Here is a 21,521-nt window from a genome sequence, read left to right on the forward strand (position 1 = left end):
TTACCGGACCCGGTTGGGGTTTTCGCTCACAAAAGCATCCCAGCCGCCTTTTTTGGCCTTTTTGGAGCTACCGCTTGCCGCCGAAGCCGGCGAATTGGCATGGTACTGATGGCAAATCGCGATGGCAATGCCATCCGTGGCATCCATAAATTCGCGGCTGAGCTCCATTTTCAGGATCTTTTCGAGCATATAGGCAACCTGCTCTTTGGAAGCATTACCGCTGCCGGTCACGGATTGCTTTACTTTCTTGGGGGAATATTCGACGATCGGGATGTTGCGGGCAAGTGCGGCGGCCATCGCTACGCCCTGCGCACGGCCGAGTTTGAGCATGGATTGCGCGTTTTTACCGTAAAAAGGATCTTCAATGGCCATTTCATCGGGCAGATAATCCTCGATCAGCTGGGTAAGGCGTTCAAAGATTTTCTTCAACTTCAACTCGTGCGTACTATATTTGCTCAAATGAATCACACCGTATTGAACCAGCGAAATCTGCTGTCCTTTGACCGATATCACCCCGTAACCCATCACCTGGGTACCGGGATCGACCCCGATAATGACCTTTTCCGAAACCTCCGTTTTTAACATGGTGCAAGATAAGGAACTCTCCCCTCCAAAGCCAAAAAGCAACCAGGCAAAGCTGCTCTGGGTGATCAAACTCGTGGTGACGGCTCTGGTGCTGAGTTACATTTACCGCACATTCCGCAACGAGCAAAAGGGCATTGGCGATATTGGAAGCGTGTTCGGCGAAATCTGGACTGCGCCAAACGCACCGGTATTTGTGCTGATGGTTTTACTCGTGCCCGTCAACTGGGCGCTCGAAAGCCTTAAATGGCAGAAACTCATCTCGCGCATCATACCGCTTTCGTTCCGTGACGCGATGCGGGGAACCCTTACGGGCCTGGCCGTGGGTGTGGCCGTACCAGCACAGCTGGGCGATACGCTCGGGCGCGTGGCTGCCCTCAAATCCGACCGCCGATTAGAGGCAATCGGCGCCGCCCTCGTTTCAAACGGGATCCAGTTTTACGTGTCGGTACTCGCCGGCGCTTGCGGCTGGCTTTATTTGAATAATCAGCTCGACATACCTCAAACAGCGCGATTAATCGTGAACAGCGTTTTGTTCCTGATCATCTGCCTGGGCCCCGCGCTGGTCCCTTTCAGAAAGCAGATTGATAGTTGGGAGCCTTCGCGAAAGATTTTTATCAAGACAAAAGAATATCTAAATGTAATAGGGCGCTACACGCCTTCCGAACTGGCAACCGGTACCGGCTACGGCCTGCTGCGTTACCTGGTCTTCCTCACACAGTTTGTACTCGCATTGTCGTTGTTCCACTTTCACGTGGGCATCGAACAGCTGGCAGCGTGCGTTACATTGATTTTTTTGGCCAAAACACTGATACCCGCGATCAATGTGCTGGGCGATCTGGGTTTACGCGAATTTACGGCCCTGCTGGTATTCGCCCCATTCAAACTGCCCGCCGAGCAGGTCATCGCGGCCACATTCCTGATCTGGATATTAAACGTCCTGGGTCCGATCCTCGTAGGCATATTTCTGATCTGGAAATACAAATGGAAGAAATCCCGATGAGCAGTACGGCATTCATTTCCTGGACCGCCACAGTCATCTGGATATTGCTGGGCAGCTATGCGGTGTTCACTTTCGCGCTGACGTTTCTGTGGTCCAGGATTCGCAGGTCTGCGGCAGTAGCGGCTATTCCCGATGATCTTTATATTACCGTCATCGTACCGGTGCGGAACGAGGCCGAAAATATCCGCTTCCTGCTCGAAGACCTGGAACGACAAACCTTGCCCGTTACCCATTTCGAGGTTTTGGTGATGGATGACAGCTCTACCGACAACACCGCCGACATCGTACGTGCATTCGCGAAAAGTTCAAAGGCGCAGATCAAACTGATACCCCTCCCCGACATACGCACTTCGGCACCGAAGAAACGGGCGATCGAAACGGCGATCGGGCACGCGCAAGGGAAACTGATCGTAACCACCGACGGCGATTGCCGCGCGCAGCCAGGCTGGTTACACGCGATCGCGGCGTGCTACCTGCATACGGGTGCGAAGCTCATCAGTTCGCCGGTCACATTTACCGACGAAACCAGTCTAACCGACCATTTGCAGACGGTCGAATTCGCCAGCCTGATCGGCAGCGGGGCAGCTTCGATGTCGGCTGGCTATCCGTCGATGTGCAATGGGGCAAACCTTTCCTACGAGAAAGAAGCTTTCCTGGAAGTAAGCGGATACGACGGCGTCCGGCATATTGCCTCCGGCGACGACGAGTTTCTGATGCATAAAATCGCTGCGCGGTACCCCGGGTCGGTACATTTCCTCCGCCACCGCGATGCCATCATCCGCACCGCACCACACCGTAACTGGGCGAGCTTTTACAGGCAGCGAAAACGATGGGCCAGCAAATGGAAGCATTACCAGAGCAAAACACCGCTGATATTGGCCGTTTACATATTCGCAAGCAATTTTTCGGTACTACTCGCAGGCGGACTCGCAGCCGCAGGAAGCATTTCTGCCGCCGCTTTTGGCGGGATGCTGGCCTTGAAATGTGTGCCTGAATGGTTTTTCCTGGGTTCCGTGCTCAGCTTTCTGCAAAAAAGGAAGTCGCTCGCATTCATTCCGGTAACCCAGCTCTTTTACCCGCTATACGTTTGCTTTTTCGGATTGGCAGCTCAGAAAGGCCAGTACGAGTGGAAGGGAAGGCAACTGTCCTGAGCCAAAGGGGCGCGGCCCGCCAGGCATATAAAAAAGCTGCCAGCAAAATGCCGGCAGCTTTAAGTTTCACATAACGCTATATAAGATCAATTCATTCTATTTTTTGAGCACTTTGGAAGAATACTTCCCTTCTGCATTTACCACGTTCACAATATACATTCCCTGCGCAAAAGCCTGAACATTAACTTTGATTTCTGTTTGACCGGTCACCGGCATTGCCTGGTAAACCTGCTTTCCTCCTAGTGTGTAGATTTCGATTTTTTTCACCGGCGAGAAGCTTCTGACATTCATTTCGTCCTGGGTCGGGTTCGGGAAGAAGTCCACCGCCAACCGGGCGTCGCACGTTCCGGCTTGTACGCTACGGATTGCGCTATATTCGAATGTCTCGTCGCTGTCTACCTGCTTCAGACGATAATAGTAGCTCTTTACAGGTACAGACTCTGATGAAAATGGTGTGTCGTTGAAACTATATGTGGCCTTGGTGGCGTCGTAATCGATCCGGGCAACAGCATTGTAAGTCTTTGCATCTGATGAGCGTTCGACTTCAAAATGTGAGAAATTTTTGGCCTCGGTTACCTTCCATTTCAGTTCCGCACTGCAATTTACATTTTGTACGGTAAAATATGCTAATGTTACAGGTAAAGCTGTTGAAGGAGGTGGCGAAGTGTAACATGTTGTGGTCGACGCAGGGAAGGTAATATTCAACACAGTCGATGGATCAACGGTCACACGGATGGTCGCACCATCTGCGCGCAGCGAGCCGTAACGATCGCTCGGATCCTCCACCCATTTGCTGTTTTCCTGCTTGTATCCGGGCCATGCTATGCCGTTTCCGTTAACATCCACGGCAGCACCGGGGAACAGGAGGCTGCCTGTCAATGGTAAGTCGCTATCCTCCTGGATCACTTTTCCTTCCGAATTGATCCATTCAATTTTCGCCGTCTTGCCGGTAGCGTCGTAATTGGGTGTTACGCTGTAATCCAGCCAGGCAGCATTTTTCAAGCATTTCGATGAAGCGGCCGCATCGATTTTCTTTTCAACCGGCTCGGGGACCGACGGCAGGAACGGCCAGAAGTGTACCTCGTCGCTCTTGTGTACGAAACTTTTCGCGATGATCTGCCCGTTGATATTTCCGTTGTTTTCTTTCACCAAATCGGCCTGTGGTGCGAAAATGGTACCGCTGATCTGCGCATTGCCGCCCAATGTAATGCCTTTGGTGGCATCGGTGAAGTTATAGATTACATAGCTGCCTTGCGAATCGGACAGTCCGCCGAAACCAGGAAAATTAATCTTGTTACTGCCCGTCATTCCGCAGAATGTGGGGAAATCGACAATGTTGATGACCAGGCCAAAACTGTTGCCGGAAGCGGTTTGTCCCAGTTGCGGGCCCTGGGGTATACCTTCGATATTGGCATTTCCGATCTTGTTCCAAACGGCTGCCGATACGGTCAGGACGTTGATTTTATTGGGATCAACGACAATTTTGGGGTTATTGCCTATCACATTGGGGTCCAGGTAAGGTCCCATCGGCGCAGAGGCCATGATATTACCGTTCTGATCACGGATCGGCAGGTTATCTGCCATATCCCTCAGTTGGTTCGACCGCTTAATAAATGTTGCGAACGCACCGTCGATATCGATCTGATTTGCACCGGTCCCGAAGACATTTTCGCAAACCGGGTTCACCGACTCGCTGACGCTTGGCGACCAGGCGTTGATATTTGCATTGATCGTGATATTCGGTGTTTCCCAATACTGCTTGTTGTTTTCCGTAATGCGGATCGTGGAAGCAGCATTATTGTTGTCCTTATACCAGACTTTCAGGCTCGTGCCTGAACCATTCGAAGGATCACAGTTGCCGATTTTGACATAGTTGTCGCCATTCACGGTAAGGCTTCCGCTATTGAGCTTTACTGCCCCGCGAACCGCCAAGCCGATGGATGCATTGTTTACGAAAAAAGCACCGTGCTGCTTATTGAAGCTGATCTGGTATTGATTGGTTGTTACATTACCGCCAGCCGCAATCGGGCCTTCGGTTTCACTGGATTGTAGTGTGGCATCACCTTTGACGAATATATTGAACCGCTGAGCAGCAGATGTAGGGCTCTGAGCGGATACCTGGCTTGCATTTAACGAAAGGAGCGCTAATAGACTTATAAGGAAAGATTTGACGAGCATATTGTTGAGTTTTATTTTCTTGCTCAACGAAATTAGACCTCCTCCTTCGATCCATTATTCTTTTTGTGACCAGTCCGGGGGACTTTGGGGTGATTTCAACGTTTTCGGGGGTGACAACTTCCATAAAAATTGCACTAATCGAAGATAACGCACACTTGATAGCAAAGTAGTATTAAGTCTATGAAAACATTTTTAATGTGTAAATAGTCGTACTAGTTTTACACAAAATATTTAAAACCATCGTTATTCCTAGAATTTCGTATCCCGAAAACTGTAAAATGTTCGATTCCCCACCGTTAACCCCCATTTTAATCACTATAACATTTCCAAGACAACCACCAGCCCTCAAATGAAAAAAGGCCGGGTATCAGCCAGCCTGTCCAATTATTTGTAGGTGTCCGATCGCCCCTATTTATAGGTCGACCGCTTCTTTAACTCCCGTAATTCGTTCTGCATTTCCTGCAACATCCGCATGAGCTGCTGCATGTCGGTTTGCGGTTCGGGTAACGCCTTGCTGTGGAAACTGTAATATTCCCAGAGCTCGATCACCTCGCCAACCGGCACCGTATAGGCGAAATACTGCTTATTGAATGATTGCAACAGCATAGTACCTGCCGACTGATTGATCGTTACCTGTTTGAAGACAAAATCCTGGTCGCCCTTTAAAATAACGATACAAGGGGTTTCAGGTTTGAGGGTCGTCCAGTCTTGCACGTATCTCGTGATAATATCCGCACCTTCGGGTACTGGCAGCATCGAGTCTCCCACAGTGGGGAACATCCTGAACGTACCGTTTTTAGGCACGGTGGGCAAGTTGAAGCGGGGCAATGAAGCCAGAAACTCCGGATCGGCATATCCCGAGCGGTAACCAGCCCGCGCCTGCACTGGCACATACTCGATATTTTCCTTGTCTTCCTTATCAACCGTAATAGCCAGCACGCGGATCTGGCTGCCTTTCATGAACAGCTCGCTCCCCTCTTCCAGGTCTTTCAACTTCTGGCCGGAAAGCTTGCCCAGATCCATTTTCAGAAGGCTGTCAATACTCATCCGGAAATACTCGGAGAAATTGATCAGGTCGTCGACCGTGGGATTGGCCGTCCTGCCACTCTCGATCGCGTTGAGCTTCACCCTGCTGATCCCGAGTTTTTCCGCCAGCGCCTCCTGGCTCAGTTTCTGACGCAAACGAAGGAACTTGATATTGACAGACCAGAATGTATCCTGCGCACCCATGATTTGATATTTTTAAAATCAGACATAAGATATTATCAATATCAAAAGTAGCAGCAATTTTTATTTTTCCTACAAAAAAGTAAAGAATTTATTTTATAAAACAATCGGGCTAAGTGCCTAACAAACGAAACCCCAACAGGCGAGATAAAAGCATTGGTATGATCGACCCAACTTACGAATCCGGATATCGATAAGGTTTCGGTCATTACTGGGGCACCAGTTTGACCTTTTATGACGTTTTTGTGTTGTACAGGGGGGATATACCCACAACACAAAACCTGAAACCCACCATCCTATGAACGACCAAGTGGTGCTTGTAACGGAAAACGACGAAGCCATTGGCCTGATGCCCAAGCTGGAAGCGCATGAAAAAGGTGTGCTGCACCGCGCGTTTTCGGTGTTTATTTTTAATTCAAAAAACGAAATGCTGTTGCAAAGGCGCGCATTCGGAAAATACCACTCGGAAGGCCTCTGGTCGAATACCTGTTGCAGTCACCCGCTCCCGGGCGAGGCCGTACACGACGGGGCCGTGCGACGCCTGCGTGAGGAAATGGGGATCGAAACCGACCTCGAATTCCTCTACACCTTTCAATACCGTGCCGATCTGGAAAACGGCCTGACCGAAAACGAACTGGACCATGTGTTCTTTGGGGTGACGGACGCCACACCGGCCATCGACCCTGCGGAAGCCAGCGACTACAAATACCTGACAGTACCTGAAATCCAGGCCGACATCGCGCAAAACCCGCATGCCTACACCGAATGGTTCAAAATATGCATGCCGGTCATAGCCCGCAGGATTGGCGACTAAAGCAATTCTTAAAACACGTCCCCATGCGTAAGCGCAACCAGCTTTGATGTGAGCCAGGGGGATTTGTTCAGCGCTTTTAATGCGAAATCGGTCGTGCGGCTTTTCCCGAAAAGCTTTTGCAAATGGTACCCCGCCCTGATGCGCCTACCGAACACCGCGTTCCATTCGCGACGGTAATTTTGCGCGGCCTGGCCGTGCGTTTGCTTTCCATTAAAAAGGTGCAGTAACTGCCCCGCAAGCAGCTTGGAAGCACGCATGGCCATACTCATGCCATTACCACAAAGCGGCGTAATGGAACCTGCCGCGTCACCAAGCAGGAATATGCCGCTTAAATCGGTTTGCTTTTTGCTGAATTGCACATTACTGATGACTAGTGGCCGCGCATTTACAAACTTGGAGTTTTGAAAGTATTTTTTCAGAAATGGGTTTTTAAATAGAACTGCTTCCTCCATTTGCTTTACATCCTTACCATTTTCAAGCAAGTTCCGTGCGGTGGTGAGGTAGCAGAGGCAATACCAGTCGTGGTCCACTTTGGAAATACCACAATAGCCATCACTGAAATTGTGCAGTTCAATTCGATTGGCAGGAAAATCAGTTTTAATATGGTATTTAACGCCGATATAATTCTGGTTATCAGCATTTAATCTTTCACTTTCGGAAAACCGGACAAATTGCGGCGCATATTTGCCATAACTTCCGCAAACAACCTCCGAACTAAAATCCCCGGCAGAAGTACGGATCTGAAAACCATCCGCGGCACTCCCCTGCACATCCGTAACCCTGCATTCCTGCATCACGCGCACGCCCTTGCGCAAGGCTATTTCGCACAGGTAATGATCGAGGCTGTACCGGCTAATGCCGAAACCACCCATTCCGAGGTTGTGATTTAATAGAAATCCGCGGTCAGAACTAATACCCAGGCTATTGATTTTGGGCAATGCGAGATCGGCAAGCGGCAATCCTAAACTTTCCAGAAACGGCCAGCTTTCCATCGAAATATACTCCCCGCAAACCTTATGGAAAGGATACTTGCCTTTTTCGAATACCACCACTGAAACACCGCCGTCAGCCAATTGAATCGCCAGGCAAATGCCCGCCAGCCCTCCGCCGATAATAGCGCATTCGAAATGTTCATTACTGGTTTCCATAAACGATCACTTCATGCCTGAATGCCCATTTGTTACGCACAGAAAATCGAGTGGCACCGGACTGTTTCAATATTTCGTGCCATTCTTTCTTCTTAAAACCCCTCAAAACCGACAACGGGGCATCGTTTTTCACGAGATATGATTTTGAAAAAAACCGGGTCAGTATTTTGATCGAATAATGTGCCAAGGGATTTCTTTCAAGGTCGTTGATAACCAGCACAGCCCGGTTGCGCAACGCAAATTGCACCAACTCCCGGAGATCGTCGTTGGTAAGGTGGTGACAAAAAAGGCACGCATGGATGATATTGACCTTCGCCAAATGCTGGTAAGTATTCCGATAATCATCACAAATGAGTGTCACACCGCTGTTTTTCAGGTTTTCTTCGGCGTATGCGATGCAATCCGGTTTCAAATCGACGCCGTATAGATCGAGCGCGAAACCCGCTTTTCGGTTCCAATGGGCAATGCGTTTCAATGTATCTCCGCCCCCGCATCCAATGTCGACCAGCGTGTAGCGCCTGCCTTTTTGCAGCACACGTTTCAATGCCGTGAATGAAATGTTATAACCGCCCAGCCAATGGTTGATAAAATCCAGCTCCCGGAGATTTTGAAAAAGATCTGCCGAAGGAATATCGTCCCGGTCGAGCAGTTCCTTTTGCAAGCTCCTATGCCTGAACATACTGCAACTGCATGGTTTCGATACTCAGTCCCGGGCCAAATGCCGCAGCGAAAATGCGGTTACCCAGGTGTTCGGGCTGTGCTTTTTCGAGCACTTCTTTCAGGACAAACAGCACCGTCGGCGACGACATATTTCCATAATTTTTCAGCACGTCATAGGTAGGCCCGAGCAGACATTTGTCCAGCTCCAACGCCATAGCGAAGTCGTCCACAATACGTTTTCCGCCGGGATGCACCGCCCAATGCCGGTAATCCTCCGGTTTGAGCCCCACGGCTTTGAGCATAGGCCCGATATTCTCTCGGATAAGGTCGGGTACGTAGGACGACAAATTCATGATGAAACCCGTTTCAGAAAGCTGCCATGCCATGTCGGAATAACCATTATGCAACACCATCGAATTGAAACCATCGATTTTCACGGGATGCAAATACCGGTCGTCCGGCTGAGACGATACCAGCAAGGCCGCCGCGCCGTCGCCGAAAATCATATTCGAAAGCAGGTAATCGTCATTATACCGCTTTTGGAAGTGAATGGAGCAAAGCTCCGTGCATACGACCAACACTTTGGCATTTGCATGGCTTTTACAAATAGCATCGGCGTTCTTCAATGCGAGAATGGCGGCATTACAACCCATAAAGTTGACGCTGCTACGCTCGATAGCGGGATTCAAACGCAACTCGCGCATTAGCTCGATGTCCAGACCGGGCGCAAACAAACCGGTGCAGGTGACTGTGATCAGATGGGTGATATCCTCTTTTATGTTTTCAAAACCGGGGATTTGCCCGATGGCCTTTTTTGAAAGCGCGGTCGCGTGTTTTTGGTAAAGCTGCATCCGCCGCGAAAGCGTGGGCTCCGGGAGTAATGTAGCATCCCGGTTGAAGAACTCGAATTCTTCGGGTGTTTTATCAAAATCGGGAATTACGGAATAACGTTTTTCGATACCCGTTTTTCTTGCGACGATCTTGATTTTCCGGCGGGTATTCAGGTCGTCGGTCGATCGCAAATAGAAATCGGTGAGCGTTTCCTGTGTATAACCATATTCGGGAACGGCTGTTTCAATAGAGGATAGATAACTCAATGGAATTCTGCTGATAATAATTAAAACGATGAAACAACTATTCATGCAAATCGCCGCCACCCAGTTCATCCGCATGGTATTCCGGAAATTGGCCTGCCGGCGGTCTTTCCAAACCAGCGAAAACCATATCCCGAACCAGATCACAATGGGAATAAAAAACACCTGGACAATGTAAAAAATCATTCCAAGCTCCCTGGTCGTAAAATACAAATAATAAAACACATTGCAGAGCACAAACATGGCGGCCGTGAATGCAAAAGTGCCGATATAGCCCAATTTATAGCTCAATGTAACCACGCCGTCGCACAGGTCCTGCTCGTGCTGGTACACCTGCGTGAGCGGATACGCGCCCGCGATCTGGAAAGAGCAACCCAACAATACGAAGATATTGGCCGTATCGAGCCGCAGCGCGCCTCCCGAAATCCCGGCAATCGACATATAATAGGTGAACGCCCCCTGAAAAATCACCACGGTCAGAAAACCGATGATCGGGTACTTTTTCAGCCTGACCTGCCGCGAACTATACGCCCTTGACGCCCCGATGTACAGCACCAGGCAAAACGCGAACAATGTATTTACGAAAACAAGTGCGAGAACGGTTGCGGCAACGTCCAAAAAAATCGTGAGGTAAAAAAGGTCCCTGGTGGGAAGCGGCGGCTTTTCCAGCCCGCCAATGCTGTCTTCGTCGCGGTCGACATAGCTGTTATACCCGTTACTCGCCGGATAAACGAGGAAATGGATGATCAGGAAACTCCACAATGCCTGCCTGTGTACCACTGCTTCGGCCTGGCTGTATGCAAACAAAAACAGCGGCGCGAGAAATAATGAGAAAGGGATTCTCAGGAGTTTGATGGTGTTGCGGTCGACGGCGAATGGCATGATGCCAAGATAGCGAAAAAAGCTAGATGACCGCCGACGACCGACCGCTGACCGCCGACGACCGATAGCATTTTTATCACGGTGGTGGTCAGGTGTAGTCAGGAATGGTCATTTATTGTCAGAAATAGTAAGTTGGCTATGCTTTATTCTCACTACGTGACAGCGGCTCCAAACCGACATTCAAGATATTTGACTACACCTGACTACTCTTGACAACTCTTGACTACTCTTGACTACTCTTGACTACTCTTGACTACTCCTGACAAATGCCCCCATCGCTACCCTTCCCCGCGGGTCGTAATCCGCAGCTGATGTGTATTAAACACCTGCGAATTGGGTGCGACGCTTTTGGTGAGAAAAACACTGCCACCGATGACGCTGTTTTCGCCGATGACAGTGTCGCCTCCCAGGATGGTTGTCCGAGCGTAAATGATAACGTTATCGCCGACCGTGGGGTGGCGTTTGGTATTGTAAAGCTCCTTCGCGACCTGCAATGCGCCCAACGTAACGCCCTGATAAATACTTACATTCCGGCCGATCACCGAAGTGGCGCCGATCACAATGCCGGTACCGTGGTCGATCATGAATGGCACGCCGATGGTGGCTTCCGGGTGAATGTCTACGCCCGTTTTACCATGCGCATATTCGGTAAGGATACGCGGCAAAACGGGAATTTGCAGGATACTCAGGTAATTGGCGATTCGGTAAACGGCGATCGCGTAAAAACCAGGATACGAAACGATCACTTCGTTGACACTCGTAGCGGCCGGATCGTATTCATAAATTTTGCTGGCGTCGAGGCGCAGGTTCTTGTAAATCGTTTCAAGCTCGTCGTAAAATGAAGCCACTTTTTGCTCGATGGCTACCTTTTTAGGATCGAGGTAACTGAGCAGGATGTTTTCAAGATCGATCTGGTTCTTCTTTAAAATACCTTCATATGAGGTCTTTTTGGGCAAATGATTGCTGGGGAAAAGAAAACGGATCAGATCGTCGAGCCAGGCTGTGGCATCATGCCAGGAGGGAGTCGCCTCCCACTCGGCATGATGTGTTTTTTTAAGAAGATCGATGAGTGGTGACATGCTTTTTATCTCCTCTGGCCGCTCAGCCGGTGCAGCGTTGTCACAAGCACGTCTATCTCTCCGCAGGTATTATAAAATGCCAGCGACGGACGCACGGTGGTTTCGAGACCGAACCTTCTGAGAATGGGCTGCGCGCAGTGGTGGCCTGAGCGCACGGCAATGCCTTCCTTGTTGAGCGCCGCGCCTACTTCCTCGGTTTTATAACCATCCAAAACAAATGATAGCACCGATGCTTTTTCCTTCGCTGTGCCGATCAGACGCAGGCCCGGCACCTGCTTCATCAAACCGGTCGCATATTCGAGCAGGAAGTGTTCGTACTGGTGAATATTCTCTATACCGAGCTGATTCACATAATCCAATGCCGCACCGAGGCCTACTGCGTCGGCGATATTGCCGGTGCCCGCTTCGAAGCGCGAAGGCGCGTTATGATATTGAATATGCTCGAATGTCACATCCACGATCATGTTACCGCCACCTTGCCATGGCTGCGTCGCATTCAGGATTTCCTCCCTGCCATACAAGGCACCGATGCCCGTCGGACCGAAAACTTTATGCCCCGAGAAGACAAACCAGTCGCAGTTGAGGCCCGTCACATCCGTACGCAAGTGCGAAACGGATTGTGCGCCGTCGAGCAGCACTTTTGCACCGACAGCGTGGGCCATTTCGATGATCTGCTTTGCGGGTGTTACCGTGCCCAATGCATTCGAAACCTGCGTAAAAGAAACGAGCTTGGTTTTCGGGTTCAGCAATCCTGCGTAAGCGTCGAGCAAAATCTGACCGTCGTCATCGACAGGGATTACACGTAGCACAAGGCCCTTTTTATCCGCCAGCTGCTTCCAGGGAACGATATTCGCATGGTGTTCGAGATGGCTTACAATGATTTCGTCGCCCGCATTCAAGTTTTGGTCACCCCAGGTTTTCGCTACGAGGTTAATCGCCTCGGTAGTGCCCCGTACAAACACGATCTCATTCACCGATCTCGCATTCACAAATGCGCGTACCTTCTCACGTGCGCTCTCGTATGCGTCTGTTGCGCGGGCCGCGAGCTCATGCGCGGCACGGTGAATGTTGGAATTTTCGTGTTCGTAGAAATAGCTGATCCGGTCGATTACCTGTTTCGGCTTCTGGGTAGTAGCCGCATTGTCGAACCAGATCAACGGCTTGCCGTTCACCCTTTCCTTAAACACCGGGAAGTCGTTTCGAACGCGATTTACATCAAAGGGTATCTTGCCAATCGGACTCTGTACGGCCCGGCCTAGCTGGTCGCGATCGTTGCCGACATGGATATTACCCAATGAAAACGGTGAAAAGCTATGTGGCAAAAAGTTGGCAGCGCCCGGGACATGCGGCTTTTCTGTGAAATTTTCATTCAGAAAATAATAGGATGGCAGCGATGGCGAAGCACCTGAATAGGGCAAATGCGCAGAACTCCCAAAATTCGGAAGTCTGTTGAATACATCCGTCAAATCATGCTGGCTATCCTGGTAAGGCAATGCCGGATTCGTATTACTGACCGGCGACTGCCCCGTAGGCACCTGGCCAGCCGGGGAAATACCTACGCCGGCGGCCGATGGCGGAACATGGCCATCGGTAAAATGCGGGTCAGGCAGGCTCGTCTGCGGCTCGCTCAGATCAAAATCCTGATGCGATTGGGAATACGGGTCTGATGGCGATTGCCCGCCTCCGAATTCCTGCTGAATGATCCCCAGCATCTTTTGCGCCCTCGGATGGTCTTCGAGATTCGCCGAGAATACGGGAGACGGCATTTCGCCCGGCAGTGCCTTGAAAAGCTCGTTGGCGAGCCGCTCCAAAGCGCCGGTATCGGGCAGACCGCTTGAAGAACCGCCCGGAAAACCGTTTGGGATGCCTTCCGGCATTCCATCAATATTTGTACTCATGGTAGTTACCGATTTCTACGTCTTCCAACACCGCAATCGCGTCGTCGACCAGTACGGCCAGCGAGCAGTAAAGCGAAACCAGGTACGAGGCGATCGCCTTGTCGTTGATACCCATAAAACGGACCGAAAGCCCTGGCGACTGCTCACCCGGCAATCCCGGTTGATACAACCCTACCACGCCCTGGCGGCTTTCGCCGGTCCGGAGCAAAAGGATTTTCGTTTTGCCGTTTTCAATCGGCACCTTGTCGGATGGGATCAGTGGAATGCCCCGCCATGTGATAAATTGGGAGCCAAAAAGCGAAATTGTCGGAGGCGGAACGCCCTTGCGCGTACACTCGCGACCGAATGCGGCGATGGCCTTGGGATGCAGCAGGAAGAAACCAGGCTCTTTCCAGACTTTCGTGAGCAGTTCGTCCAAATCGTCCGGTGTAGGCGGGCCGAGGCGGGTAGAAATCTTTTGTCTATCGGCTATGCTCGAAAGCAGGCCATACTCCTGGTTGTTGATCAGCTCGCTTTCCTGCCGCTCTTTAATGCTTTCAATGGTCAGGCGGAGCTGCTCGCTAATCTGGTTATAAGGCTTGCTGTACAAATCCGACACGCGGGTATGCACGTCGAGCACCGTGTTCACGGCCGTCAGGTTATACTCGCGCGGATTTTCAACGTAATCGATAAAGGTATGCGGCAATTCACGTTCGTCGCGACGGGAGCAATCCACCTCAGCGGTACTGCCTTCTTTCACCTTGTTCAGGCGGTACACGCCAGACTCTACCGGTATCCAGTTTAGCAAATGCGTCAGCCAACGCGGTGTGATCGCCTCGAATTGAGGCACCGTACGGGTTGCGATCGCCAACTGCCGTGCTGCCACGTCACCGAGCGCAGTTTGATTTTGGTTTAACTTGGCCATTCTGTATTTGATTATTAATGAGAAACGAGCTGCATTGCGCCGCCGGACATTGCCGGAAAGCGGCCGGATTAACGATCACAAACATACGTGAACTATAAATCAGGCATTTAAAGAACCCCATAACCTGCCACCAGCCGTTTGCCACTGCATTTCTCCAATCGGCCAGCCTCCATAGATTATACCAAGATACTGTTTTCATTAATCAAACACCAGAAATAATGTATTCAAAAACCACCCGAAAGCCGACTAAAATTTGGCTAATTTCCCTATCGTTTTTATAGAATTCGTGGATTGATCGATTCGAAAGTATACCACTAAAATTATTCTATATAAATTCGATAGACTTTATATTATATTGACTTTTTTGTTAGCTTTGGACTTCTCATTCTATCATTTTACTATGCAAGCGGGCAATCTGATCGACATTTACAAGAACGAAACCATCGCGACGGAGGCATTTAAGGATTTCAGGTTACGGCGCGGGATCGTCTGCAAGAAGTGTGGCGGCACCCATCATTACTGGCTCGCGCCGAAGCAGCAGTTCCAATGCAAGCAATGCCGGTTCCGCACCACATTGCAAAGCGGCACCGTGCTCGAAGGCAGCAAACTTCCGATCTCGTACTTTTTCATCGCTGTTTATATGATCCTGAAAAAAGGCAATGCGTTCACGATCCAGGATTTCCAGGAGGAGACCGGCCATAAGTATTACGAGCCGCTTTACGATTTCATCCGAAAAGTCCGCACCTATCTGAATACCAATGACCCCAATACCGTGCTGATCGATCTGGTGGAACTATTCAATTACCACCTCGTCAGCAGGAAGTTTCAGGAGCGGGCGGTGCACGATTAATAGGTTTTAGTAAAACTGTTATCGGCGTAGCGTACCTCGCCGCCTTTCAGTTTTACATACGCCCGATAACTCAGGGCGTGCTTATCCGTGGGGAAACCAATTTTAAAAGTTTCGGTGTTAGCGCCCAGCTTGGCCGTCTCTTTGAATCTGGCCATTGGGTAGGGGCCGTCCACAACCAGGTCTACCAAAGTAGTTTCGGGTAGAAATGCATACACGACCCCATACTCCTCCACCGGGATGTTGCCAAACTTGTCGAAGTTGACACTGAAAGTCTCAACCACACCGCCCAGCACATGAAACGTAGCGGGCCCCGTATGGATTTCCGGAAAGGTCTTCTCCTCGGGCTTGACATCGTTCCTATGCGTGTGGTTGGTGCATGAGAATGTGCAGGCGAAAAAAAACAGCCATAGTAAAAGTTGGTGTGTATAGCGGATAAGTTTTTGATTGCTCGTCATCGTTGCCGGATGTTTTTTCAGCAATGATAACCCGCAAAAATCATCCGCTTCCAACTTAACCACCAAGCGGCTATCGCGCAATGAGCAAACGGCCGGATGTTCCGGAACTGACTGCGCAGGATCAGTAGGTTTTGGTAAGCCTGTTGGAGGCGTAACGCACTTCGCCGCCGGTAACTTTTGCGTAGGCGCGGTAGGATAATGCGTGCGTACCAGCGGGAACCGCGATATTGAATGTCTTTGAATTTGCACCCATCCTCGGAGCATCAGTGAACTTTGCCGCCGGATAAGAGCCGCCGATTGAGAGGTCTACTGCGGTGGTATCGGGTAAAAACGCATATACAATGCCGTATTCTTCGATCGGCACATTTCCAAGGCTTACAAAATTGAGGTAGAATTTTTCGATCGCGTCGCCTTTAAAAGTGGCCGTACCCGTCGTTAATTCCGGAAGTAACCTGTCCGGCGCAGGTTTGGGCTCATACTTGGGCGCGCAGGAAACGGCAACGAAAATCACCAGCGCACCGGTCAAATGGAAAAGGGTTTTACAGTTGATGAGTTTTTGAATGAAAGTCATAATGTTTTCTACAACAATTTTATTTAAATCTTAGCCCTTATGCTACGCTGCAACAGCACGATAACGATCAGGCAACCGCTGGTTATTATGGACCGGCACATCTATTTATAAACTTCCTTTAAATCCTTTTCAAATATTGTATAAGGATCGTGGTAAAACTTCACGAAATCGGCTTCGCTCACCTGCCCGGGATACGGAGCGTAGTAATGCGTCGGACTTTTCGTGTCGTTGCGCCACACGAGCACGTAAGCGAGCTGCAATTTCCCGGCTTTCAGTGTTTTGAGCAGTGTTTCCGTCCACCAGGTCGGGTTAGGAATGCTTTCGAGGCCAGTTTCGGTGAATGCGGCCAATTTACCGGCTTTTTGCGCATAATCTGAAACAATTTTAAGTTTTTTCAATCCGGCCTCAAGGTTGTATTTGCCATCGCGGCCGAAGTCGCCATAGTTGTCCATCCCTACCATATCCACCCACTCGTTGCCGGGATAGCGTTCGAGGAACTCGTATTCAGAAGTAAACTTGTTGTCGGGAGAAAATGCGTACAGGAAGTTATGAACGCCCAATTGATCGCGCAGGTAGGAAACGGTGAACCGCCAGACAGCGATAAAGTCTTCCTTCGAAGTGTGTCCCTTACCCCACCAGAACCAGTCCCCATCAAACTCATGGAACGGCCGGAAAATCATCGGCGCCAATGTGCCGTCTTTGCCTTTGACCGAATGGGCAAAATCGGCGAGTGTTTGGAGGATCAGCTTATATTGCTCGTGATGCGAACCGCCGGGTTTGATGAGCGCCATCGCGGGCTTTGAAACGTCGTCCTTCCAGTAAAAACCACCCTCCGACGCCGGGTTGGAAAAATGCCAGGCCACGGTAGTAATGCCGCCGCGGTTATAAGTAGCCACCACATTTTTCCGCAATGCTTCGGCCGTTTTAGCGATCTCGTCCGCAGGCCGGCCTGAAAGCCCCATGAAATCGACCCCGATAACGGCGGGGTGCGAGCCCGTCACCGATTTCACATCAGATCGCTCGGCGTCGCCCGACCAGCCGTGCCCGTACTCCGTCGCGTGCTGGTGACCGAAAAGAATGTACTGTTCAGACAGCTTTTTGAGGTTACGGTAGAGCGCGGCGGTCTCCGGCGTCGCTTTGGTATCGATTTGCGCATTTGCGGCCGTGGCACAGAGCAATGCACTTAACAGGCTCACTACAAGTCTTTTCATGCGTATATGGTTCAGGATTCGAGCCAATGCAAAGATGGAAAATAATCGTATTCCGTACGATCGCCATTTATTTTTCGATTATTTCGAATAAAATTCGAAAATACCACCATTACAACGAACTTTTATAGCGTTACCATTGTAATACGTGAACTATATTCAAAATATAAGTCATTTCTTTGAATATAATTCTATTCAGCCCCCATCTCACAGCATCATGAACGGAACAGATATCGTTTTAGATAAAACCGACCTCAGCATTCTCCGCCTCATGCAGGAGAATGCGCGCATCACCAATGCCGACCTTGCGCGCGAACTGGAAATGGCCCCCTCGGCAGTGCTCGAAAGGGTCAAGAAACTAGAACAGAAGCAGGTGATCGTCAAATACACGACGCGGATCAGTCCGGTGGCTTTGGGTCAGACATTGCTCGCATTCATCGCGATGAAATCGTCGGAGGGCATGGGCAGCAACAATACCGCGAAGGAGCTGGCCAAAATACCGGAAGTACAAGAGGTTCACCACATTGCCGGCGAGGATTGTTACATGGTGAAAGTCCGCACGGCCGACTCGGCGTCGCTCATGGACCTGATGCGCAACAAATTCAGTAAAATACAAAGTATCACATCCACCCGCACCACGATCGTCCTCGAAACGGTCAAGGAAGAGCAACAAATAGTTATACCACAAAAATGAAATCGCCATGCAAACATCAACAAAAACTCCGTCAACTTTAATGGTGGTACTGGCATTTGCCACCGTGTACATCGTTTGGGGATCCACCTATTTCTTTATTCAGAGAGCCCTCGAAGGCTTTCCGCCGTTTTTCCTGGGCGCATTTCGCTTCATTATTGCCGGCTTGCTCATGCTGGGCTGGAGCCTGATGCAAGGCGAAAAGATATTTTCCTGGAATGTGATGAAACCCGCCATTTTGACGGGTTTATTGTTGCTGTTCGTCGGCAACGGAGTGGTCATTTGGGTGGAACAGTTCCTGCCGAGCGCGATGGTGGCGATCATGGTGTCGTCGTCGCCGCTGTGGTTTGTACTGCTGGATAAACCGAAATGGTCGGAGAATTTGAGCAACAAATCCACTATTCTGGGGCTTGTTGTTGGTTTTGCGGGTGTAATACTGCTGTTTTATGAGAAAATAGTGGATACAATGTCGTCCCTGAACAGCGGTCGCGACCTTTTTGCGATGACCCTCGTGGTAATAGGTTCGATGGCCTGGGCAGGTGGCTCGCTGTATTCCAAATATAACTCGGTGTCCACTTCCGCCACCGTCAACTCTACCTGGCAAATGCTCGCAGCAGGCATCGCATTCATTCCCGGTGCATTTTTTTCGGGCGAATTCGCATCCGTTGAACTGTCAACAATTCCAGCCAACGCCTGGCTTGCGACCGGTTACCTGATCATATTCGGCTCGATTGCGGCTTTCAGTGCTTATGTATGGCTTTTGAAGGTGCAGCCCGCCACCAAGGTAAGTACTTATGCATATGTTAATCCCGTCGTGGCAGTACTCTTAGGCGTTTTCTTCGCCCATGAATCCATCACGCCCTTGCAGATTTCCGGTTTGATCGTGATCCTGGGAAGTGTTTTGTTGATCAATTTGCACAAATACAGAAAACCAAAGCAGGTGGCTGCTACCGTTTAGGTGACAGCCTCTTTTCCGTGCAAAAAAGACCAGGGACATGCATCTTTCTGGTCTTTTTGCTTTGTTAGGGAAGCTCCAATGGAGCTCGGAAGACTTTGCGCCATTTGGTTGGCTATAAACAGGAGGCCCCTCCGGAGCCCAGGACAGGCTGCCGTATGCATTCGCGCGACCGCAGAGCGGTCACCTGTTTCTAGCAAACCGCATCACCTCCAAATGTCGGCCCCGGGGGGCCTCCTGCGCTCATATTACGCCCATATTGTCGACTTGCATCACTATATTTGGTCCCTAACATCTACCTAAAATCAATGAAATGGATCACGCGCGAGCGCCCGAAAATTGACCGTCTCGCTTGTCCGTGGCTTATCCTGCGGTTTATCGACGCAAACGCGGAAATCATTTATGTGCCCGAAAGCGAGGTATTGAGCCAGGCAGCAGCGCTCAATGCCACGCCTTTCGATATTCCCGGCGTCGAATTCACCCATTATGACGACCAATGCACATTCGATTATTTTATCAAAAAATACCAATTAAAAGACCCTGCACTGGCCGTCATGGCGCCGATCGTTCGCGGAGCTGACACCGACGATCATACATTGGCACTGCAGTCGTCAGGGTTGTGGGCCATTTCTGCCGGGCTGGCCTATAATACCACAGACGACAGAGAACTGCTCGAAAAGGGCATGCTGATTTACGATGCATTGTACAGCTGGGCCACGCATTTGCGCAAGGAAAAGCACACGCAAAGCCCGACAGAGCATTTGCTTTTGCAGATTTACAAAACCTATATCAGTAACAAAGGAGAAAAGAAGACGAAAGTACCTGCCTGGACGAAAGATCTCAAAAACATGATCCAGGACCATATCGACACCAATTTGAACCTGAACTTAAAAATTGCCTCTGAGGAACTCGACGTCAATCCCGCCTATCTTTCACGGGAATTCTCGCGGTATTTTGATAACCTTTCTTTCGGGGAATACATCAGGAAACTGCGTATCGAAAAGGCCATTCAGCTGCTCGAATCTTCGGAGGACACGCTTGCCGAGATCGCGTACCTGACGGGTTTCTCCGACCAGAGCCATTTCAACCGCGTTTTCAAGGCGCATACCGGTCAAACGCCGTCGGAATACAGAAAATTTGTCCGAAAAAGTAAAGGAAATACAAAACGTTAAAACGGTTCTATCCTGTCGGCCCATTGGTTTTTAGAATTGCATGGCGGTTTGCCGCTTTCATCTAAAATCCCATACCATGCTCCGTTATTTTACCGGAAAACTCCTTGTTACGCTCTGTATCCTTGTTTTGCTTACCCATGCCTTGCGCGCACAACAGCAGGCACAGCCCGCACCCGCGAACACAGTCGCTCCCGCGCCTGCACCCGCCCCCTCGTACCCGCGTGTAGCCGGTTACGTAGGCATTCTGCACCCGATCGTGACATTCAGCGACGAAGGCACTACGACCAATTTCGATAGCTATTATGTAGTTGGGCTCCCCACCGGCATTAATATATGGAAAAGCCCGAAAATCGGCTTTTCAGCGGAATTTGTGCCTTTGGTAAGGGCTGAGAAAGGAACGAGCAAGATGGCCAATTTCCTCTTCCACCCAGGCATTCTCGTGACATTAGCACCCGGGCTTACCTTCGCCGGCCGCGCCGCTTTCGAAACGGCCGGGAGGTACGGCTTCACGCCGGTTTTGAATAAAATCGTGAAGAAAAATAAGAACAGCGGCTATTTTGTAGCGGTACCGGTGCCATTCCGCTTCGGGAACGGGCATCCGGCGTCCGTCACGATAGGATTTCAGTTTGGAATCACATTCTGATCACGCTCAACAACACAGGGAGCCGTCCATGATCCGTTCAACTTCTGAAATGTCGCGGTTACGGCGGATCAGCGTCATGATTTTTTCGAAGTCGATCAGTTGGGAAGCCTCAAAAGCGATCACCCCTACGAAACTTTTGCCTCTGCTGATAAAATTCAAATGCTTGATCTTCGCCCCGTTTACGGACTCCACACTGGAAGTGATTTTGTGCAGGTTCCCGGCATTCCGGTAAATGATCCGGAGAAAAAAGGTTTTGCTCATTGTGTTGACGTTTATGTGGTTTGTTGAGAATATGATTTGACCACCGACGGCTGACAACCGACCGCCGATTTTTGCTTTTGTGATCGGCGGTCCGC

General features: G+C 50.2%; 20 protein-coding genes and 1 pseudogene. 8 read left to right on the forward strand and 13 right to left on the reverse strand.

Annotated elements, in window-relative coordinates:
- Complete coding sequence (ruvC, locus tag J7619_RS02580; protein ID WP_291193593.1) at nt 1-585, reverse strand: crossover junction endodeoxyribonuclease RuvC; 585 nt, start codon at nt 583-585, stop codon at nt 1-3.
- Here ruvC and J7619_RS02585 point away from each other — a divergent pair.
- Together J7619_RS02585 and J7619_RS02590 are read left to right on the forward strand one after the other, a co-directional pair.
- Nucleotides 584-1,585: a lysylphosphatidylglycerol synthase transmembrane domain-containing protein gene (locus J7619_RS02585; protein WP_291193595.1), complete on the forward strand. Its 1,002-nt coding sequence runs from the start codon at nt 584-586 to the stop codon at nt 1,583-1,585. The genes ruvC and J7619_RS02585 overlap by 2 nt on opposite strands.
- The gene (locus J7619_RS02590) at nt 1,582-2,736 is read left to right on the forward strand and encodes a glycosyltransferase (protein WP_409012712.1); all 1,155 of its coding nucleotides are present in this window, start codon (nt 1,582-1,584) and stop codon (nt 2,734-2,736) included. Before J7619_RS02585 ends, J7619_RS02590 begins: the two co-directional genes overlap by 4 nt.
- A gap of 96 nt (nt 2,737-2,832) precedes the next feature.
- On the opposite strand, the gene J7619_RS02595 is transcribed toward J7619_RS02590, so the two are convergent.
- Nucleotides 2,833-4,914 (reverse strand): choice-of-anchor A family protein, encoded by a 2,082-nt coding sequence (locus J7619_RS02595; protein WP_291193599.1) that lies wholly within the window; start codon nt 4,912-4,914, stop codon nt 2,833-2,835.
- 408 nt (nt 4,915-5,322) lie between these two features.
- A complete protein-coding gene (locus J7619_RS02600) occupies nt 5,323-6,144 on the reverse strand; it encodes a helix-turn-helix domain-containing protein (protein ID WP_291193601.1) in 822 nt (273 codons plus the stop codon).
- 295 nt (nt 6,145-6,439) lie between these two features.
- Between J7619_RS02600 and idi the strand changes: the two genes are divergently transcribed.
- Complete coding sequence (gene idi / locus J7619_RS02605) at nt 6,440-6,955, forward strand: isopentenyl-diphosphate Delta-isomerase (protein ID WP_291193603.1); 516 nt, start codon at nt 6,440-6,442, stop codon at nt 6,953-6,955.
- Nucleotides 6,956-6,963: 8 nt separating this feature from the next.
- On the opposite strand, the gene J7619_RS02610 is transcribed toward idi, so the two are convergent.
- The 6 genes from J7619_RS02610 to J7619_RS02635 form a co-directional block, all read right to left on the reverse strand.
- Nucleotides 6,964-8,103: an NAD(P)/FAD-dependent oxidoreductase gene (locus J7619_RS02610; RefSeq protein ID WP_291193605.1), complete on the reverse strand. Its 1,140-nt coding sequence runs from the start codon at nt 8,101-8,103 to the stop codon at nt 6,964-6,966.
- Entirely contained in the window at nt 8,090-8,782 is a 693-nt protein-coding gene (locus J7619_RS02615; RefSeq protein WP_291193607.1) for a methyltransferase domain-containing protein, read from the reverse strand. The genes J7619_RS02610 and J7619_RS02615 overlap by 14 nt, the downstream gene beginning before the upstream one ends.
- Nucleotides 8,769-10,739, reverse strand: a complete 1,971-nt coding sequence (locus J7619_RS02620) for a UbiA family prenyltransferase (RefSeq protein WP_291193609.1) — start codon at nt 10,737-10,739, stop codon at nt 8,769-8,771. Before J7619_RS02620 ends, J7619_RS02615 begins: the two co-directional genes overlap by 14 nt.
- A gap of 278 nt (nt 10,740-11,017) precedes the next feature.
- Nucleotides 11,018-11,818 (reverse strand): serine O-acetyltransferase, encoded by an 801-nt coding sequence (locus tag J7619_RS02625; protein WP_291193611.1) that lies wholly within the window; start codon nt 11,816-11,818, stop codon nt 11,018-11,020.
- A 5-nt stretch (nt 11,819-11,823) separates the two neighbouring features.
- Nucleotides 11,824-13,716, reverse strand: a complete 1,893-nt coding sequence (locus J7619_RS02630; RefSeq protein WP_291193613.1) for a family 2A encapsulin nanocompartment cargo protein cysteine desulfurase — start codon at nt 13,714-13,716, stop codon at nt 11,824-11,826.
- A complete protein-coding gene (locus tag J7619_RS02635) occupies nt 13,700-14,620 on the reverse strand; it encodes a family 2A encapsulin nanocompartment shell protein (protein WP_291193615.1) in 921 nt (306 codons plus the stop codon). Before J7619_RS02635 ends, J7619_RS02630 begins: the two co-directional genes overlap by 17 nt.
- Before the next feature lie 400 nt (nt 14,621-15,020).
- On the opposite strand from J7619_RS02635, the pseudogene J7619_RS32195 reads away from it, so the two are divergent.
- Nucleotides 15,021-15,234, forward strand: a pseudogene (locus J7619_RS32195) (transposase); the annotation flags it as partial.
- Nucleotides 15,235-15,466: 232 nt separating this feature from the next.
- Here J7619_RS32195 and J7619_RS02645 read toward each other — a convergent pair.
- The 3 genes from J7619_RS02645 to J7619_RS02655 all read right to left on the reverse strand — a co-directional run bounded on the left by J7619_RS02645 (nt 15,467) and on the right by J7619_RS02655 (nt 17,707).
- Nucleotides 15,467-15,925, reverse strand: coding sequence for a hypothetical protein (locus J7619_RS02645; protein WP_291193619.1), 459 nt, complete (start codon nt 15,923-15,925; stop codon nt 15,467-15,469).
- Between the two features lie 121 nt (nt 15,926-16,046).
- Nucleotides 16,047-16,496: a hypothetical protein gene (locus J7619_RS02650; protein WP_291193621.1), complete on the reverse strand. Its 450-nt coding sequence runs from the start codon at nt 16,494-16,496 to the stop codon at nt 16,047-16,049.
- A gap of 101 nt (nt 16,497-16,597) precedes the next feature.
- Nucleotides 16,598-17,707 (reverse strand): glycoside hydrolase family 26 protein, encoded by a 1,110-nt coding sequence (locus J7619_RS02655; RefSeq protein ID WP_291193623.1) that lies wholly within the window; start codon nt 17,705-17,707, stop codon nt 16,598-16,600.
- 214 nt (nt 17,708-17,921) lie between these two features.
- Between J7619_RS02655 and J7619_RS02660 the strand changes: the two genes are divergently transcribed.
- The 4 genes from J7619_RS02660 to J7619_RS02675 all read left to right on the forward strand — a co-directional run bounded on the left by J7619_RS02660 (nt 17,922) and on the right by J7619_RS02675 (nt 21,165).
- Complete coding sequence (locus J7619_RS02660) at nt 17,922-18,398, forward strand: Lrp/AsnC family transcriptional regulator (RefSeq protein ID WP_291193625.1); 477 nt, start codon at nt 17,922-17,924, stop codon at nt 18,396-18,398.
- Between the two features lie 7 nt (nt 18,399-18,405).
- Complete coding sequence (locus J7619_RS02665) at nt 18,406-19,353, forward strand: EamA family transporter (protein ID WP_291193627.1); 948 nt, start codon at nt 18,406-18,408, stop codon at nt 19,351-19,353.
- A gap of 305 nt (nt 19,354-19,658) precedes the next feature.
- Nucleotides 19,659-20,522, forward strand: a complete 864-nt coding sequence (locus J7619_RS02670) for a chromate resistance protein ChrB domain-containing protein (protein ID WP_291193629.1) — start codon at nt 19,659-19,661, stop codon at nt 20,520-20,522.
- A gap of 76 nt (nt 20,523-20,598) precedes the next feature.
- A complete protein-coding gene (locus J7619_RS02675) occupies nt 20,599-21,165 on the forward strand; it encodes a hypothetical protein (RefSeq protein WP_291193631.1) in 567 nt (188 codons plus the stop codon).
- Nucleotides 21,166-21,171: 6 nt separating this feature from the next.
- On the opposite strand, the gene J7619_RS02680 is transcribed toward J7619_RS02675, so the two are convergent.
- Nucleotides 21,172-21,426, reverse strand: coding sequence for a hypothetical protein (locus tag J7619_RS02680; RefSeq protein WP_291193633.1), 255 nt, complete (start codon nt 21,424-21,426; stop codon nt 21,172-21,174).
- Nucleotides 21,427-21,521 lie beyond the last annotated feature (95 nt).

The sequence above is a fragment of the Dyadobacter sp. genome (genome assembly GCF_017744695.1).
Taxonomy (GTDB): Bacteria; Bacteroidota; Bacteroidia; order Cytophagales; family Spirosomataceae; genus Dyadobacter.